Source organism: Aliicoccus persicus (genome assembly GCF_900110815.1).
Taxonomy (GTDB): Bacteria; Bacillota; Bacilli; order Staphylococcales; family Salinicoccaceae; genus Aliicoccus; species Aliicoccus persicus.
The window spans coordinates 183,551-201,208 of record NZ_FOIT01000001.1; the positions used below are offsets into that span (position 1 = coordinate 183,551).

A 17,658-nucleotide genomic window follows, 5' to 3' on the forward strand; every position below is an offset into this window, starting at 1 on the left:
TAAAAATGTTTGGCAAGAAGATTGAATGGGAGAAGATTATATGTCACAAGAACTATTAAGAAACTTAACGAAAGATCAGTTAAAAACTGATTTACCAGATTTCAAACCTGGTGACACTGTACGTGTTCACGTAAGAATCAACGAGGGTACGCGTGAGCGTATTCAGGTGTTCGAAGGTGTTGTAATCAAACGTCGTGGTGGCGGGATTTCAGAAACATTTACAGTTCGTAAGATCTCTTACGGTGTAGGTGTTGAACGTACATTCCCTGTACACTCACCGAAGCTAGAAAAAATCGATGTAACACGTCGTGGACGCGTACGTCGTGCGAAACTTTACTACTTACGTAACCTACGTGGTAAAGCTGCGCGTATTAGAGAAATTCGCTAATTTAGCAATTACTCAACAGAAAGGCCGAAGAATCAGAAGATTCTTTGGCCTTTTTTATTTTGAATAAAATTGTGACGTAATGTCATCGAGTAGCTTTGTTGTCGTTTCAAATGCATGTTTCTTGTGAAGACGTTCCGTGTACTTATGCGGATCTTTTCCAAATGGACCGATATTAATAAATGGTGTATTCAATTTCTTCATATCTTCATACGGAATATGATACGTTTTATCATAAACGGGTGTATTTTTCTTATAATCTGTAAATGATGCATCATCATCCTTATAATCCACATAACTTAAATCAGAAATTCCATTGAAATAGTGCATCACTTTAACATCATCAACATGTGTTTTTGTTAATTTAATCAACTGTTCTATCAATGGATGATCTGTGTTATTCACGGCAGGATAGTACGGTGGTGCAAACATTGTTACGACTGCTGGAGTTAGTTCTTTCATACGTTGTAACAGATTAGTGACGATATCAAATGACTGCTGACGCATATCTTTTAATTGTATTGATTCATGAAGAATCTCTTCTACAGTTGTTCTGCCTAGTTTTTCATATGCATGATTTAACAATGCTTCGTACGTCAGTTTTTGGATATTTAACGAAGGATCTACACTAGATGCACGACAAGCCGCATTGTATTTCTCCATCATATCTTTTATTGCATCATCTACAACTTGATTAAAAAGCGAAAATACTTCATTTGCTGAGCGTTTCATCGTGAATACATTGTAAACGGATGCAACGTGATGTGTCACTTGTGTATTGTAATCCAGCTTTAAATCATCTGATCGTAACGTAATTGGCAGTGGCGTTTGTTCACCAAATACCTCTTCATTAAAGTCTGTTTGATACTCCATATGTGCATTTAGTGTACTTGCCATAAACAATGCATTGAGACCTTTTAGTGGCTCACCAACGTGTGTTTCAACACCGTAACTTAATGCGGCTGGCATAATCTTTCCGATGGAACCTGTATAAATGTAATAGTTAGGATCATTTGGTGTTTGCATAAAGCTCGGTTCACTATTTAAGATTAACGCATAGTTTAAATTTCTCTCTTTGCGAATTTTATTCAACACTGTAGTTGCTACTCGCATGCCTTTAGAATCAACTTCTTCATCTGGTACTGTTAGAAGTAAAATGTTAACTGGTAATTGTTCAACCGATGCCTTTTCAATCATGCGAATGTGCTGCCCTAATCCCATCTTCATATCCATCACACCACGACCAAACATATATTCATCTGAGTCGATGTCTTGCTGAACTTCTTCTGGGAAATCATTAAGAGTTTTATAAGTTTCAGTCAACGCATCAACGTCACGTGCGATGTGTTCATAAATGCCGAAGTCATTCGTATGTACCGTATCGTAGTGGGACATGATGACAAGTGTTTGTGCATTAGGGATGTCTGAATCATACAGCGCAGTTAAAACGCTTAAATCATCTCCGGCATCATGTAATTCTATATTTTTATCGTTTTCTTTAAAGTATTTCATTTGTAATAGTAAGTCTTTGATCTTGTGTGGAAACTGAATTTCTCCTTGGGTTCCACTGCGTGAATCAAGCGAGACAATGTACTTAATGAGCTGTTCTAATCCTTCAGGTGTTTGATATTTCATTACGACCTCCAAATTGTATGTTTGTTAGAGCATTCGTTATCATTATATATAAAATAACTGTATAATCATAAGTCTGAGAAAGCTAAAATGCTATAATTTATACATTAAGTAATTAAGGAGGAACTCTAATGAGTATCAATTGGTTCCCAGGACATATGGCGAAAGCACGTCGCCAAATTGAAGAAATTTTAAAGAAAATAGATGTGGTGCTCGAAATTTTAGATGCACGTATTCCAGCATCCAGTCATAATCCAATGCTCGATGAGGTTGTTAAAAATAAGCCGCGTATTATTTTACTCAACAAGAAGGATCTCGCTGACCCGGATGAGACAAACAAGTGGATTTCTTATTTTAAAAATGAAGGTCACCAAGTGTTGGCGCTAAACGGACGTGAGAGTAATCTGATTAAAAAAATCGAACCGCTTGCTGAAATTGCAACTCAAGAATATTTTGATAAGCAGGCGGCAAAAGGTATTAATAAACGTGCCATTCGCGCAATGATTTTAGGTATTCCTAATGTCGGAAAATCAACGATTATCAATAACATCGCAGGTAAGAAACAGGCGATCACAGGTAACACGCCAGGCGTGACAAAAAAGCAGCAGTGGATCAAGGCTGGTCGTGATATGGAATTGTTAGATACGCCGGGTATACTTTGGCCAAAGTTTGAAGATGAAGAAACGGGTCAGAAATTGAGCTTGACGGGTGCGATTAAAGATGCGGTTGTACCGCTTGATGAAGTTGCTATTTATACGCTTAAGTTTTTACAAGCAAATGATCTTGAACGATTGAATAAGTTCTATAATATCGATGTCGATAAAGAGAGTGATCCGATTGAAATTTTCGATGCAATTGGTGCATCTCGAGGGCTGAAAATGCGTGGTAATTTAATCGATTATGAACAGGTGACGAACCGAGTCATCTATGATGTTAGAAATGGTAAAGTCGGCACGTATACGTTTGATCAGGTGAAGTTTCATGCGAACGATTAAAGCGATTGAACAGGATATTATACTCTGTGAAACTGTTGAAGATATAGAGGCGTTGAATCTTGATCAAGATACGCGTAAAGGTGTCTTGAAACTTGTTGATAGACAGCATAAGGTCATTGTTAAGAAGGCATTGCTAAGAGAAAAATTTGAAGCGATGCAAAGCTATGAGAGACAAACCGGCGTTTTGCAAGTGGCCGGTATTGATGAAGCTGGTCGCGGACCTATTGCGGGTGATGTGGTGGCTGCTGCGGTCATATTGAATCCTGGATTTGAATTACTTGGGCTCAATGACTCCAAACAGTTATCTGAAGTAAAGCGTTTTGAGTATCGTGAATACATCATGGAGAATTCCGTCTATGGTATCGGCAAATGTAGTGCAGCGGAAATTGATTCGTTCAATATATACGAAGCGACGAAGATTGCGATGCAGCGAGCGGTATTTGCACTTTCTGTTACACCTGAACATCTGTTGATCGATGCCATGGAAATAGAGAGTGATGTACGTCAAACGAAAATTATAAAAGGGGATGCGAATTCTATATCTATTGCAGCAGCGTCAGTTTTAGCTAAAACTGAACGTGATTTGGATATGTTGAAGATGCATGAATTATATCCTATGTATGGATTTGATCAGCATAAAGGCTATGGTACAAAGGATCATATTGCAGCCCTGGAGATGTATGGTGCATCGCCAATTCATCGAAAAACGTTTGAACCTGTCGCATCCATTATAAATTAAAACGATTACATGAAATGAACGGTCATAGATTGTTTACAATCAATCCAACCTTACATATAATTGGAATGTAGGATATAAAAATCTAGGAGGATGAACATGAATATCCATGAGTATCAAGGAAAAGAAATTTTTCGCTCAATGGGCGTTGCTGTGCCAAATGGTGGCGTAGCGAGAACACCAGAAGAAGCTGTTGAAGTGGCGAAAGGTTTGGATACAGATGTGTACGTCGTTAAAGCACAGATCCATGCTGGTGGTCGCGGTAAAGCTGGTGGTGTCAAAATCGTTAAAACAATTGATGAGGTAAGAGAGGCAGCCAAAGAATTACTTGGTAAAGTACTTGTTACACATCAGACAGGTCCTGAAGGTAAAGAAGTTCAGCGCTTGTTAGTAGAAGAAGGTAGTGATATTCAATCTGAGTATTACCTAGGTTTCGTTATTGACCGTGCGACGGACAAAGTTGTTTTAATGGGTTCTGAAGAAGGTGGAACTGAAATCGAAGAGGTTGCAGCTTCTAATCCTGAGAAAATTTTCCGTGAAACAGTTGACCCAGTATTAGGGTTAATGCCATACCAAGCACGTCGCTTAGCATTCAACATCAACATTCCGAAAGAATCAGTTGGTAAAGCTGTTAAATTAATGCTTGGTTTATACAACGTGTTTATTGAAAAAGATTGTTCTACAATCGAAATCAACCCACTTGTTTCTACTGGTGACGGTGGAATCATGGCATTAGATGCGAAAATTAACTTCGATTCAAACTCTTTATTTAGACAAAAAGAAGTTGTTGAATTACGTGACTTATCTGAAGAAGATCCAAAAGAAATTGAAGCGTCTAAATATGACTTAGCTTATGTTGCATTAGAAGGTAACATTGGATGTATGGTTAATGGTGCTGGTCTTGCGATGGCAACGATGGACACGATCAACCACTTCGGCGGAAAGCCTGCGAACTTCCTTGACGTAGGGGGCGGAGCGACGGCTGAGAAAGTAACTGAAGCATTCAAAATCATCTTAGGTGATGAAGGTGTTGAAGGTATTTTCGTAAACATTTTCGGTGGTATTATGAAATGTGATGTTATTGCTGAAGGTGTTGTTGAGGCAGTTAAAAACGTTGGCTTAAGAATTCCATTAGTCGTGCGTTTAGAAGGTACAAACGTAGACAAAGGTAAAGAAATCTTAAACAACTCAGAATTCGATATTATTCCTGCAACAACGATGGCAGAAGGTGCACAAAAAATTATTGATGCGGTGAATCAAAAATAAATAATAACGGAGGATGCAACTGTGAGTGTATTTATTGATAAAAATACGAAAGTTTTAGTTCAAGGTATCACTGGTTCTACAGCGTTGTTCCACACGAAACAAATGCTTGAGTACGGTACTCAAATCGTCGCTGGTGTAACACCAGGTAAAGGTGGACAAGAAGTAGAAGGCGTTCCAGTATTTAATACAGTTCAAGAAGCGAAAGAAGCAACAGGTGCAACAGTATCTGTTATATACGTGCCAGCTCCATTTGCAGCAGACGCAATTGTAGAATGTGCGGATGCTGACTTGGATATGGCAATCTGTATCACTGAGCATATCCCAGTATTAGATATGGTTAAAGTTAAGCGTTACTTAGAAGATAAAAAGACACGTCTTGTTGGACCAAACTGTCCAGGTGTTATTACAGCAGATGAGTGTAAAATTGGTATCATGCCAGGTTACATCCACAAAAAAGGTCACGTTGGTGTAGTTAGCCGTTCTGGTACATTAACGTATGAAGCGGTTCACCAATTAACACAAGAAGGTATCGGTCAAACGACTGCTGTTGGTATCGGTGGAGACCCAGTTAACGGGACAAACTTCATTGATGTATTAAAAGCATTCAATGAAGACCCTGAAACTTATGCGGTTGTAATGATCGGTGAAATCGGTGGTACTGCTGAAGAAGAAGCAGCGGCATGGGTGAAAGAAAATATGACGAAACCAGTTGTTGGATTCATCGGTGGTGTGACTGCACCTCCAGGTAAGCGTATGGGTCACGCTGGTGCGATCGTTTCAGGTGGAGAAGGTACTGCAGAATCTAAGATCGAAGCATTAAATGATGCGGGTATCGAAACTGCACCAACACCATCTGAAATTGGTGAAACTTTAATTAAACGTATTAAGCAAGAAGACGGATTATACGAAAAATGCTTAACTGTAAAATAATTGTAATCTAATTCAACAAGTGATAACGAAAAGACAAGAAATCGTGAGATTTCTTGTCTTTTTTTCTGTTTTTATAAGAAATTTTGACATGTATTTTTAATTTTTTACGATTACTTTCTACTATATAATAGACCTATCAAACGATAAAAAGAGGGATCAACATCAACCTGCTCAAGCTATCCTTTTTAAAAATTACTGCGAAAGAATACATCACTTTAAAACATGCGAAAACTTCGAAATCTATTCAGAAAAAACTTCAAACATATGATGCGTTAGATACATCACAGTTAGAATATTTGTTGAGACGTCATGACGTGAAATATATAACAATCAATGACCTGAATTATCCACCGCTGTTAAAAGAAATTTATGATCCCCCTTATATTTTATATTACAGGGGCAACATCGATTTGTTAAAAATCCACGCGCTCAGCATCGTTGGTAGTAGAAATTGTACACAGTACACGCGCGCATCATTATCTTCACTTCTCAGTGAACTGAGTAATGTCGTCATCGTCTCTGGACTCGCTTTTGGTGCGGATGAATATGCACATAAAATTGCCATCGACAATCAGTTGCCAACAATCGGTATCCTCGCTTTTGGTCATTCCATCCATTATCCAAAAACAACACAGCATATGAGAGATGTGTTAGACTGTCATTATTTGACGCTGAGTGAGTATCCACCTGAAACTGGTATAGAGAAATGGCGCTTTGTTGCACGAAACCGAATTATTGCGGGTTTATCTAAAGGGGTGTTGGTGACAGAGGCTGAAGAAAAAAGTGGCAGCTTGGTCACGTTAGAGATGGCGATGGATGAAAATAGGAGTGCGATGTGCTTGCCTGGTAACATGACTTCAAAGTATTCAAAAGGGACAAATTTACGTATACAAGAGGGTGCAAAAATGGTCCTTTCGGCTCAAGATATTTTAGAAGAGTTGTAGTCACTCCAGAATTTAATGATTGACAATGTTTAACCTTTGTATGTATTATTTGGTACTGAATAGAAAGATGAAGGAGGTAAGGCTCGTGGCTAACAATTTAGTGATTGTTGAATCACCTGCAAAAGCAAAGACGATTGAGAAGTATTTAGGTAAGCGATATAAAGTACTTGCATCAAACGGTCACGTTCGTGACTTACCAAGAAGTCAGACGGGAATTGACGTTGAGAACAACTATGAACCGAAGTACATCACGATACGTGGAAAAGGTCCATTATTAAAAGAATTAAAGAAAGAAGCAAAGAAAGCAGATAAAATTTTTCTAGCAAGTGACCCGGACCGTGAGGGTGAAGCAATTGCCTGGCATTTGTCTCACGCGCTTGGAGAAGATAATGATTATTATCGCGTCGTATTTAATGAGATTACGAAAGATGCAGTAAAAGACAGCTTTAAAGCACCAAGTGAGATTAATCAGCAACTCGTCGATGCACAACAAGCACGACGCATATTAGACCGTCTCGTCGGTTACAACATTTCTCCAATATTATGGAAGAAAGTGAAAAAGGGATTGTCTGCAGGTCGCGTTCAATCTGTTGCATTAAAATTGATTATTGATCGCGAAGAAGAAATTAAAAAGTTTAAACCAGAAGAGTATTGGACAATTACCAATACATTTAAAAAAGGTCGTCAATCTTTCACCGGAAAATTCAATTCGGTGAAAGGTAAGAAAGTTGACTTAAAACAAGAATCAGATGTGAAAGAAGTACTTGCTCAAATTAAAGGCGATGACTTTGAAGTTGGTAAAGTTGTTAAACAAGAGAAAAGAAGATTCCCTGCAAATCCATTTACGACTTCATCACTGCAACAAGAAGCCGCACGTAAATTAAACTTCAAAGCACGTAAAACGATGATGATTGCGCAGCAGTTATACGAAGGTATTGCACTAGGACGCAGTGGAACGGTCGGTTTGATCACGTACATGAGAACTGACTCAACGCGGATATCTCCTGTTGCACAAGCTGAAGCAGCAACGTTTATTGAAGGTAAATACGGTAAAGAATATTTGAAAGCTGACAGCAATAAAAAAGCAACAGCAGGTCAAGATGCTCACGAAGCGGTGCGACCGACTTCAAGTGATCGTTCACCTGACAATGTGAAACAATATTTAAGTCGCGATCAATATCGTCTATATAAACTCATTTGGGATCGTTTCATTGCATCTCAAATGGCGCCGGCAGTACTTGATACTGTGCGTGTTGATCTTTGGAACAATGATGTCATGTTCAGAAGTAATGGACAGACGATCAAGTTTAAAGGGTTTATGACGATTTATATTGAAGGTAAAGACGATGAGGAAGAAGAGCTAGAAAACGCGCTGCCTGAATTAAATGAAGGTGAAGTTGTGAAAGCGGAGAAAATTGATCCGAAGCAACACTTCACACAACCGCCACCGCGCTATACAGAAGCACGTCTCGTTAAGACACTTGAAGAGCTTGGTATTGGACGTCCTTCAACTTATGCACCGACACTCGATACGATTCAAAAGCGTAACTACGTGAGAATGGACCAAAAACGATTTATGCCGACAGAACTCGGTGAAGTCGTCAATGATTCTGTGACAGAGTACTTCCCAGATATTATCGACGTTCAGTTCACGAATGAGATGGAACGTTCACTGGATGATATTGCGGACGGAGAAGCTAACTGGGTCAGTGTCATCGATAAGTTTTACAAAGGATTCTCACCGCAAGTTGAGCGTGCGGAAGAAGAGATGGAAAAGATTGAAATCAAAGATGAACCTGCAGGGGAAGACTGTGAGAAATGTGGTTCGCCGATGGTATATAAAATGGGTCGGTACGGTAAATTTATGGCGTGTTCTAATTTCCCAGATTGCCGCAACACGAAAGCCATCGTCAAATCGATTGGTGTGAAGTGCCCGAAGTGTAATGAGGGCGACGTTGTCGAGCGCAAATCAAAACGCAATAGAATTTTCTATGGCTGTGATCGTTTCCCAGAATGTGATTTCGTATCTTGGGATAAGCCAATCGGCAGAGATTGTCCGAAATGTGAAAATTATCTTGTAGAATCGAAAAAAGGTAAAAATGTCACAGTGAAATGTACAGAATGTGATTACAGTGAAAAAGCAAGTTAGTCAATAAATAGAGATTGTAAAGACAAGTGGTAAATTGCTGCTTGTCTTTATCTATGCATAAATAGTTGGAATTGTGGTAAAATTCAGAATTAGGAGGTCGGTTTGATGCATATGGAACAATTTAAAGATCAACTCCTATATCAACGCAATTTATCACAAAATACGGTGAATAGTTATATGAGAGACTTGGAAAGCTTCCAGTCTTTTTTAGAGCGTGAAACTTTAACTTTCGAAACATTTCAATACCGGGATGCACGAAATTTTTTACATACGCTGTACAAAGATGGATTGAAAAAGTCGACGATCGCACGAAAGATCTCGGCGATACGTGCGTTTTACGTCTTTTTAATTCAGCGCGATTATGTGACACATAATCCGTTTGATCATTTGCCATTACCGAAACAAGATAAATATTTACCAACATTTTTTTATGAGAATGAAATCGAACAACTGTTTAGTTCGATTGACCAAAACAGTAAGATGTACACGCGAGATATAGCAATATTAGAATTGTTATATGGGACGGGGATGCGTGCCTCAGAGTTACTTGGTATATCAAAGCGTAGCATTGATTTTACGGGTCAAGTCATTCGCGTACTTGGTAAAGGTAATAAGGAGCGCATCATTCCGTTTAATGATCGTGCGCACTTTGCACTCGAAGAATATTTAGAAACATTTCACAATAAAATACCAAATCAAGGCAGCATTTGGTTAAACTTTAAAGGTGACGTGCTGACTGATCGTGGACTGCGCTATATTTTAAATCAGTTGGTAAAGAAAAGTGCACTTAACTTTCACTTACATCCACACAAATTGAGACATACATTCGCAACACATTTATTAAATAATGGTGCAGATTTAAGGGCTGTGCAGGAACTACTTGGGCACGAATCTTTATCGACGACACAAAAGTATACGCATGTGTCGCGTGAAAATTTAAGGAAAACATATTTGGAGTTTCATCCAGGAAATAAGAGGTGACATGATGGTAATCAAAGGTACAACGATATTTGCGATTCATCATAACGGAGTCGCTGCGATGAGTGGTGACGGACAGATGACGATGGGGAACCAAATCGTAATGAAACATAAAGCAAGAAAGGTAAGGCGTCTGTATCAAGATAAAGTACTCGCAGGATTTGCGGGTTCGGTGGCAGATGCATTTACATTGTTCGAGAAATTCGAGGAAAAGTTGAACACATATAACGGTCAGCTGGACCGTGCAGCAGTCGAATTAGCAAAGGAATGGCGCGGCGATAAGATGCTCCGTCAATTAGAAGCGATGCTCATCGTCATGAACAAGGAGACGTTGCTCGTCGTATCGGGTTCAGGTGAAGTGATTGAGCCAGATGATGGCATGATTGCAATCGGCAGCGGTGGAAGCTATGCACTGAGTGCTGGTCGTGCGATGAAAAAGCACGGTGATAATCTCGATGCGAAAACAATCGCAAAAGATGCATTAGAGATTGCAGCAGACATCTGTGTATTTACGAATGATCAAATTATCGTAGAAACGATCGAATAAGGAGAGTTACAGTATTGAGTATTCAATTAACGCCAAGAGAAATTACAGCTAGTCTTGATGAGAATATCATCGGTCAATCAGAGGCGAAAAAGAAAGTCGCGATTGCAATGCGCAACAGATATCGCCGCATGAGACTGGAGGATGACATCAAAGACGAAGTCATTCCAAAAAATATTTTGATGATTGGGCCGACTGGTGTCGGTAAGACTGAGATTGCACGCCGCATGGCGAAACTAACGGGTGCACCATTTACGAAAGTAGAAGCGACGAAGTTTACCGAGGTCGGTTATGTGGGCCGTGACGTAGAGAGCATGGTTCGTGATCTCGTCGAAGCGAGCATTCGCATTGTCAAGGATGAACAATTTAAACTGGTAGAAGAGGACGCCGTCGCACTGGCGAATGAGCGATTGGTTGGCTTGCTTGCACCGGGTGTGAAACGTCAATCGAATGATCAACAAAATCCATTTCAAATGTTTATGAACATGAATCAAAACGCTGAACCAAGTGAAGAAGTAACAGAAGAAGTAAAGGTGAAGCGTTCGAATTTAAGGGAACGTTTACGCGATGGTTATCTCGAAGATTATGAAGTGAAGATTGAAGTCGAACAAGAGCCTGAGATGCCTGGTGGATTTGGTCCTGGCGTTGATATGTCAGGCATGCAAGACATGTTTAAAAACTTAATGCCAAAGAAAAAACAGAAGCGCACGCTAAAGGTAAAAGATGCGCGTGAAATCTTAAAGCGCGAAGAAGCAGAGAAACTCATGGATATAAGCGAAGTTAATGATGCTGCGATTCGACTTGCTGAGACGATGGGGATAATCTTTATCGATGAGATGGATAAGATCGCGAAAGGCTCAACCAATTCTGGAGATGTCTCACGTGAAGGTGTGCAACGCGATATTTTACCAATTGTTGAAGGCAGTGCTGTCAATACGAAATATGGAACAATTCATACAGACCACATTCTATTCATCGGCGCTGGTGCATTTCACATGGCGAAACCTAGCGATTTAATTCCAGAGTTACAAGGACGTTTCCCAATCCGTGTAGAATTATCAAAGTTGACGGCAGATGATTTTGAGCGCATATTAAAAGAACCTAAAAATTCATTACTTGCACAATATCAAGCACTGCTCGGCACGGAGGATGTGACAATATCATTTACTGACGAGGCGATAAGAAAACTTGCAGAAATCGCATATGAAGTGAATAATGAAACGGATGATATCGGTGCGAGACGCTTGCATACAATATTAGAGACATTGCTTGAAGAGCTGCTCTATGAAGCGAGCAACATGATGGGGGCACACGTGGAGATTACGACACAATATGTCGATTCAAAACTGTCGCACATTAAGTCAGACAAAAATTTAAGTAAATATATTCTATAGGACAAAAGAGGGGAAGCAACTATGTCATTATTAGATAAGACAAGAGAAATCAGCCGCTTGATCCAGTCGCATGACAGTGTGAATGTGGATTATAAGAAGCTTGCAAAAAAACTGGGGGATGTAATATCGAGCAATGTATTCATTCTTTCAGATAAAGGTCGACTCGTCGGCTATAGTTTGAATCAAGATGGTGTCAATGAACGTGTACATGATATGTTAAACGATGAGCAATTCCCAGATGAATATGTAGAGCGCTTATTTGTTGTCACAGAGACAGAATCGAACATTCCGTTTGAGAATGACTTAACTGTATTCCCAAAAGAAGACTCGTTTCAAGATTCAAGCACGTGTATCGTTCCGATTTCGGGCGCTGCACAACGACTTGGTACACTTGTACTCGGTCGTGTAACTGATTCATTTACTGAGCACGATCTCGTGCTTGCAGAATATGCGGCGACGGTTGTTGCGATGGAAATGCTCAGAGAACAACATGATGAGATCGAGCAAAAAGCACGTGATAAGGCGAGCATTACAATGGCGATCAACTCATTATCTTATTCAGAACGTGAAGCAATCACTCATATTTTTGATGAGCTTGACGGACCACAAGGTCTGCTCGTTGCATCGAAAATTGCAGATAGAGTTGGCATCACGCGTTCGGTTATCGTCAATGCGCTAAGAAAGTTAGAAAGTGCGGGTGTAATCGATTCAAGATCACTCGGGATGAAGGGAACATTTATTAAGGTTAAGAAAGAATCATTCCCTGAAGAATTGCGAAATTTAATTTAATCATTATTTTATGGTGACTACGACTTGATGCGTAGTCACTTTTGTGTTAATATGTTTGATGGCGCTAAAAAGTGCTAATACACACAGTTTGTCCGAAGTTTCAGTCGGTGCCGCATGCGGTAGCTGAAATAAGATGAGCTGGAGGTAAAACCAAGGAGGAAATATTTATGTCAGTAATTAGTATGAAACAATTGCTTGAAGCGGGTGTACATTTCGGACACCAAACACGTCGTTGGAACCCTAAGATGAAGCGTTACATTTTCACAGAAAGAAATGGTATCTATATCATTGATTTACAAAAAACTGTGAAGAAAGTAGCAGAAGCTTATGATTTCATCAAGAGTGTTTCTGAAGACGGTGGTAAGGTTTTATTCGTCGGTACGAAAAAACAAGCACAAGATTCAATTAAAGAAGAAGCAGAGCGCGCAGGACAGTTATACGTTAACCAAAGATGGTTAGGTGGGATCTTAACGAACTACCAAACAATCAAAGGTCGTATCAACCGTATTTCAGAAATCGAGCGCATGGAAGCGGACGGTACTTTCGAAGTACTTCCAAAGAAAGAAGTTGTCGAGCTTCGCAAAGAATATGAGCGTCTTGAGAAATTCTTAGGTGGTATTCGTGAGATGAAAGAAATGCCTAAAGCATTATTCATCGTAGATCCACGTAAAGAAAGAAACGCAATTATGGAAGCAAAAAGATTGCGTATTCCTATCGTTGCAATGGTAGATACGAACTGTGACCCAGATGAAATCGACTACGTAATTCCAGCGAATGACGATGCGATTCGTGCCGTTAAATTGATGACATCTAAAATGGCAGATGCGATTTTAGAAGGTCAGCGTGGAATCAGTGACGAAGATGTTGCTGCAGAGCAAAACATTGACATGACTGAAGAAGATTCAGTTGAAGAAACTGAAGAAAACAACACGGTTGAATCTACTGAAGAATAATTATAAAGTAAACATTAGCGGTGATAAGTAGTAATTCTCTTATCACCATTTTTAAAAAATAGGTCCAGGAGGATTATAAACACATGGCAATTTCAGCTAAATTAGTTAAAGAACTTCGCGAAAAAACTGGCGCAGGAATGATGGATTGTAAAAAAGCACTGACAGCGACTGATGGCGACTTAGACAAAGCAATCGACTACTTAAGAGAAAAAGGGATTGCGAGTGCTGCTAAAAAAGCAGATCGTATTGCAGCAGAAGGTGCAGTTCACGTTGCATCTAAAGGAAATACTGGTGTAATCGTTGAAATTAACGCCGAAACAGACTTCGTTGCGCGCAACGAAATGTTCCAAGAATTAGTTTCAAACATTGCAAACCATATTTTAGAAGTGAAGCCTGCAGATTTAGATGAATTAAACAATTCAGAATTGGATGGTAAGCCAGTGTCTGACGTTATGACTGAAGCTGTTTCACGTATTGGTGAAAAGTTAACATTACGTCGCTTTGAGATTGTTGAAAAAACTGATGCAGATGCATTCGGTGAGTACTTACACATGGGTGGACGTATCGGTGTGTTAACTCTAGTTGAAGGTGTTACAGATGTAGAAGTTGCAAAAGACGTGGCAATGCATGCAGCTGCTTTAAATCCTAAATTCGTTTCAAAAGACCAAGTTTCTCAAGAGGAACTTGATCACGAACGTGAAATTTTAAAACAACAAGCATTGAATGAAGGTAAGCCAGCAAACATCGTTGATAAGATGGTTGAAGGTAGAATGAGAAAGTATTTAGAGGAAATTTGTATGGTAGATCAGCCGTTTGTTAAAGATTCAGATCAAACTGTTGGTGCTTATCTTAAATCTAAAGGTGGTACTTTAGCTAACTTCGTACGCTATGAAGTCGGAGAAGGTATCGAAAAAAGAGAAGAAAGCTTTGCTGACGAAGTACTTGGTCAAGTAAAGAAATAATTTAAAGACACTTCGGTGTCTTTTTTTCTAAATTACAGATAAGGGAATGAATAATATGTATGGAACCTCTAAATATAAACGAATCGTATTAAAATTAAGTGGTGAAGCACTTGCCGGTGACGATGGATTTGGTATTAATCCAGTCGTCATCAAAAATCTTGCTGCACAGGTGAAAGAAGCAAAAGAACTGGATGTTGAAATTGCGATTATCGTCGGCGGCGGTAATATCTGGCGTGGTAAAATTGGCAGTGACTTAGGAATGGATCGTGGAACAGCTGATTATATGGGCATGCTTGCAACAGTGATGAACTCGCTTGCATTGCAAGATAGCTTAGAACAAATCGGTTGTGAAACACGCGTGCTGACTTCTATCGAAATGAAAGAAGTTGCAGAACCTTATATTAGACGCCGTGCGATTCGTCACTTAGAAAAAGGTCGTATTGTAATATTTGCAGCAGGAAATGGTACCCCGTACTTCACGACAGATACGACAGCTGCACTGCGTGCAGCAGAGGTTAATGCAGATGTTATTCTCATGGGTAAAAACAATGTCGACGGTGTGTATTCTACAGATCCGAAAACAGATTCATCAGCAGTTAAATTTGATGAATTGACTTACTTGGAAATGATTCAAAAGAATCTTCAAGTGATGGACTCAACTGCATCATCGTTCTGTATGGACAACGATATACCACTTGTGGTATTTTCAATTACAGATGACGGTAATATTAAACGTGCTGTTCTTGGTGAAACAATCGGGACACTCATAAATAAATAATAAGGATGAATGGACATGTCAGACAGTATTATTAAAGATGCAACAAGCAAGATGCAAAAAGCAGTTGATAGCTTAACTCGTGAGCTAGCAAGTATTAGAACTGGTGCAGCGAATGCAAGTTTATTAGATCGAGTAAATGTTGATTATTACGGTGCACCAACGCCGGTTAACCAACTTGCAACTGTCAGTGTACCAGAAGCAAGAATGCTTACTGTGACACCTTACGATAAGAGTTCAGTAGATGATGTATTAAAAGCAATCCAACAAGCAGACCTCGGCGTGAATCCTACGAGTGATGGTACAATGATTCGTATTACAGTGCCTCAATTAACTGAAGAGCGCAGAAAAGAGTTTACGAAAGATGCGCGTAAAATTGGAGAGACTGCAAAAGTATCCGTTAGAAATGTAAGACGTGATGCAAATGATGATTTGAAAAAGTTACAAAAAAATGGAGAAATTTCTGAAGATGAGTTGAGAGGTTATAGTGATGACGTACAATCTTTAACAGATAAATTCATTAAAGAGATTGATACACTTTGTGACAAAAAAGAACAGGATATTATGTCAGTTTAAACTTTACCAGGTAGTATTTCTCTACCTGGTCTTTTTGTGTCATAATGTATGAAGTATGTTAAAATAAATGAATTAAAATTATACCTTAACTTGGATTAGTTTATAGGGGGCAAGTCATTTGGTTACAGATAATGATGAAGAAAAAAAGCCGTTGCCAGCACACATTGGTATTATTATGGACGGCAATGGCAGATATGCTAAACAGCGAAATTTACCCCGGATCAAGGGACACAGTGAAGGTATGGAAAACGTAAAACGCATCACGACATTTTGTTCGAATATAGGTATTAAGTATTTAACACTATATGCTTTTTCTACAGAAAACTGGACACGCCCAAGAAGTGAAGTCAACTTTCTCATGCGTTTACCAATAGATTTTTTAAGTCATTTCCTACCAGAGCTCATTCGAGAAAATGTACGGGTAAAAACGATAGGTGATGTTCAAGCATTACCTAAAAATACACAGCGGGCAGTAAACGAAGCGATTGATTCAACACAACAAAATACGGGGCTCACTTTAATCTTTGCCTTAAACTATGGTGGAAGAGATGAAGTCGTCCAAGCAATTAAAGACATTTATCAGGATATGAATGATAACAAGGTAGGCATAGAAGATATTGATACGCATTTAATCGATGGATATTTGATGACACGCGAGTATCCAGACCCGGATATGATTATCAGAACGAGCGGTGAGTATCGCTTGAGTAATTTTTTACTTTGGCAATCATCCTATAGTGAATTGTTTTTCACAGATACATTGTGGCCAGACTTTACGGCAGAGGAATTATCACAGATGATCGACGACTATAGAAAGCGTGAACGCCGTTTTGGGGGCTTGAAAAAAGGGGGGTAATTCTTTGTTCGTACGTACAATTTCAGCAATTGTATTTCTGATTCTTTTTATACCTATCGTTATTTACGGAGAATTACCTGTCCTTATTTTGGTTGGCTTTCTGGCGGCGGTTTGTTTATATGAAATCTTAAAGATGAACCGAATACATATATTTTCGATTCCTGGTATTATTTCGTTGATTGCTTTAGCGATTATTGTTCTGCCGAATAAGTACTTATTCGTTGTGAAAGACTTTCAGTTTGAGGCAATCGTCGTACTCGCAATACTCGCACTATCATTTACTGTACTGAGTAAAAATAGATTTACATTTGTAGATATGGGCTTCTGTGTGATCAGTGTCTTATATATCGGTTTTGGATTTATGTACTTTTATGAAATACGTGAAACAGGACTTGAATACATTGCATTTGCACTTCTCATTGTATGGGGGACAGATACCGGTGCTTATTTATTTGGCCGCTTGCTCGGTCGTCATAAATTATGGCCGCAGATTTCACCAAATAAAACGATAGAAGGTGCACTTGGTGGTATCATTACTGCCGTTGCAGTCGGTATAATATTTTTTGGAGCAGGTTGGATTGTCCATTTAGAATTATGGTTGCTCTTACTATATGCAATTATTTTAAGCATTTTTGGACAACTCGGTGATCTCGTTGAGTCTGCATTGAAACGGCACTTTGATGTTAAAGACTCTGGTTCGCTGATGCCAGGACACGGTGGGCTGCTTGATCGTTTTGATAGTTTGATCTTTGTTTTACCCATCATGAGTATTCTTCCATTTTTATTATAGGTGG

18 protein-coding genes are annotated in these 17,658 nt (G+C 39.2%); 17 read left to right on the plus strand and 1 reads right to left on the minus strand.

The features are described from left to right. Nucleotides 1–40: 40 nt before the first annotated feature. On the plus strand, nucleotides 41–388 hold the full coding sequence (gene rplS, locus BMW30_RS00835) for a 50S ribosomal protein L19 (RefSeq protein WP_091472906.1): 348 nt from the start codon (nucleotides 41–43) through the stop codon (nucleotides 386–388). 54 nt (nucleotides 389–442) lie between these two features. Here the strand turns inward: rplS and BMW30_RS00840 are convergent, their stop codons facing one another. Then, nucleotides 443–2,020 carry a M20/M25/M40 family metallo-hydrolase gene (locus BMW30_RS00840; protein ID WP_091472909.1) on the minus strand — a complete coding sequence of 526 codons (1,578 nt, stop codon included), beginning with the start codon at nucleotides 2,018–2,020 and terminating at the stop codon, nucleotides 443–445. 128 nt (nucleotides 2,021–2,148) lie between these two features. Between BMW30_RS00840 and ylqF the strand changes: the two genes are divergently transcribed. The 16 genes from ylqF to BMW30_RS00920 all read left to right on the plus strand — a co-directional run bounded on the left by ylqF (nucleotide 2,149) and on the right by BMW30_RS00920 (nucleotide 17,654). After that, nucleotides 2,149–3,012 (plus strand): ribosome biogenesis GTPase YlqF, encoded by an 864-nt coding sequence (gene ylqF, locus BMW30_RS00845; RefSeq protein ID WP_091472912.1) that lies wholly within the window; start codon nucleotides 2,149–2,151, stop codon nucleotides 3,010–3,012. Further along, nucleotides 2,999–3,751 (plus strand): ribonuclease HII, encoded by a 753-nt coding sequence (locus BMW30_RS00850; RefSeq protein WP_091472915.1) that lies wholly within the window; start codon nucleotides 2,999–3,001, stop codon nucleotides 3,749–3,751. Before ylqF ends, BMW30_RS00850 begins: the two co-directional genes overlap by 14 nt. 96 nt (nucleotides 3,752–3,847) lie before the next feature. Next, nucleotides 3,848–5,014, plus strand: a complete 1,167-nt coding sequence (sucC, locus tag BMW30_RS00855) for an ADP-forming succinate--CoA ligase subunit beta (RefSeq protein ID WP_091472918.1) — start codon at nucleotides 3,848–3,850, stop codon at nucleotides 5,012–5,014. A gap of 21 nt (nucleotides 5,015–5,035) precedes the next feature. Next, nucleotides 5,036–5,944: a succinate--CoA ligase subunit alpha gene (sucD, locus tag BMW30_RS00860; RefSeq protein WP_091472921.1), complete on the plus strand. Its 909-nt coding sequence runs from the start codon at nucleotides 5,036–5,038 to the stop codon at nucleotides 5,942–5,944. A gap of 209 nt (nucleotides 5,945–6,153) precedes the next feature. Then, nucleotides 6,154–6,888: a DNA-processing protein DprA gene (gene dprA / locus BMW30_RS00865; protein ID WP_281242135.1), complete on the plus strand. Its 735-nt coding sequence runs from the start codon at nucleotides 6,154–6,156 to the stop codon at nucleotides 6,886–6,888. 85 nt (nucleotides 6,889–6,973) lie between these two features. After that, nucleotides 6,974–9,037, plus strand: a complete 2,064-nt coding sequence (gene topA / locus BMW30_RS00870; protein WP_091472926.1) for a type I DNA topoisomerase — start codon at nucleotides 6,974–6,976, stop codon at nucleotides 9,035–9,037. A gap of 102 nt (nucleotides 9,038–9,139) precedes the next feature. Next, complete coding sequence (gene xerA, locus BMW30_RS00875; protein ID WP_377910781.1) at nucleotides 9,140–10,018, plus strand: site-specific tyrosine recombinase/integron integrase; 879 nt, start codon at nucleotides 9,140–9,142, stop codon at nucleotides 10,016–10,018. Nucleotides 10,019–10,022: 4 nt separating this feature from the next. Continuing rightward, the gene (hslV, locus tag BMW30_RS00880; RefSeq protein ID WP_091472928.1) at nucleotides 10,023–10,562 is read left to right on the plus strand and encodes an ATP-dependent protease subunit HslV; all 540 of its coding nucleotides are present in this window, start codon (nucleotides 10,023–10,025) and stop codon (nucleotides 10,560–10,562) included. A 14-nt stretch (nucleotides 10,563–10,576) separates the two neighbouring features. Further along, nucleotides 10,577–11,953: an ATP-dependent protease ATPase subunit HslU gene (gene hslU, locus BMW30_RS00885; protein WP_091472931.1), complete on the plus strand. Its 1,377-nt coding sequence runs from the start codon at nucleotides 10,577–10,579 to the stop codon at nucleotides 11,951–11,953. A gap of 21 nt (nucleotides 11,954–11,974) precedes the next feature. Beyond that, nucleotides 11,975–12,742, plus strand: a complete 768-nt coding sequence (codY, locus tag BMW30_RS00890; protein ID WP_091472936.1) for a GTP-sensing pleiotropic transcriptional regulator CodY — start codon at nucleotides 11,975–11,977, stop codon at nucleotides 12,740–12,742. Nucleotides 12,743–12,909: 167 nt separating this feature from the next. After that, on the plus strand, nucleotides 12,910–13,695 hold the full coding sequence (gene rpsB, locus BMW30_RS00895; protein WP_091472939.1) for a 30S ribosomal protein S2: 786 nt from the start codon (nucleotides 12,910–12,912) through the stop codon (nucleotides 13,693–13,695). Nucleotides 13,696–13,778: 83 nt separating this feature from the next. Next, the gene (tsf, locus tag BMW30_RS00900) at nucleotides 13,779–14,657 is read left to right on the plus strand and encodes a translation elongation factor Ts (RefSeq protein ID WP_091472943.1); all 879 of its coding nucleotides are present in this window, start codon (nucleotides 13,779–13,781) and stop codon (nucleotides 14,655–14,657) included. Between the two features lie 55 nt (nucleotides 14,658–14,712). Then, nucleotides 14,713–15,435, plus strand: a complete 723-nt coding sequence (gene pyrH / locus BMW30_RS00905; RefSeq protein WP_091472947.1) for a UMP kinase — start codon at nucleotides 14,713–14,715, stop codon at nucleotides 15,433–15,435. A 15-nt stretch (nucleotides 15,436–15,450) separates the two neighbouring features. After that, the gene (frr, locus tag BMW30_RS00910; RefSeq protein ID WP_091472951.1) at nucleotides 15,451–16,008 is read left to right on the plus strand and encodes a ribosome recycling factor; all 558 of its coding nucleotides are present in this window, start codon (nucleotides 15,451–15,453) and stop codon (nucleotides 16,006–16,008) included. Between the two features lie 118 nt (nucleotides 16,009–16,126). Beyond that, entirely contained in the window at nucleotides 16,127–16,864 is a 738-nt protein-coding gene (locus BMW30_RS00915; protein WP_091472956.1) for an undecaprenyl pyrophosphate synthase, read from the plus strand. A 4-nt stretch (nucleotides 16,865–16,868) separates the two neighbouring features. Then, the gene (locus tag BMW30_RS00920) at nucleotides 16,869–17,654 is read left to right on the plus strand and encodes a phosphatidate cytidylyltransferase (RefSeq protein WP_091472959.1); all 786 of its coding nucleotides are present in this window, start codon (nucleotides 16,869–16,871) and stop codon (nucleotides 17,652–17,654) included. Nucleotides 17,655–17,658 lie beyond the last annotated feature (4 nt).

Excerpts from the sequence above, each read along its gene's own strand:
- rplS (WP_091472906.1), top strand. The coding sequence starts at position 41 with ATGTCACAAGAACTATTAAGAAACTTAACGAAAGATCAGTTAAAAACT.
- BMW30_RS00840 (WP_091472909.1), bottom strand. The coding sequence starts at position 2,020 with ATGAAATATCAAACACCTGAAGGATTAGAACAGCTCATTAAGTACATT.
- ylqF (WP_091472912.1), top strand. The coding sequence starts at position 2,149 with ATGAGTATCAATTGGTTCCCAGGACATATGGCGAAAGCACGTCGCCAA.
- BMW30_RS00850 (WP_091472915.1), top strand. The coding sequence starts at position 2,999 with ATGCGAACGATTAAAGCGATTGAACAGGATATTATACTCTGTGAAACT.
- sucC (WP_091472918.1), top strand. The coding sequence starts at position 3,848 with ATGAATATCCATGAGTATCAAGGAAAAGAAATTTTTCGCTCAATGGGC.
- hslV (WP_091472928.1), top strand. The coding sequence starts at position 10,023 with ATGGTAATCAAAGGTACAACGATATTTGCGATTCATCATAACGGAGTC.
- codY (WP_091472936.1), top strand. The coding sequence starts at position 11,975 with ATGTCATTATTAGATAAGACAAGAGAAATCAGCCGCTTGATCCAGTCG.
- rpsB (WP_091472939.1), top strand. The coding sequence starts at position 12,910 with ATGTCAGTAATTAGTATGAAACAATTGCTTGAAGCGGGTGTACATTTC.
- tsf (WP_091472943.1), top strand. The coding sequence starts at position 13,779 with ATGGCAATTTCAGCTAAATTAGTTAAAGAACTTCGCGAAAAAACTGGC.
- pyrH (WP_091472947.1), top strand. The coding sequence starts at position 14,713 with ATGTATGGAACCTCTAAATATAAACGAATCGTATTAAAATTAAGTGGT.
- frr (WP_091472951.1), top strand. The coding sequence starts at position 15,451 with ATGTCAGACAGTATTATTAAAGATGCAACAAGCAAGATGCAAAAAGCA.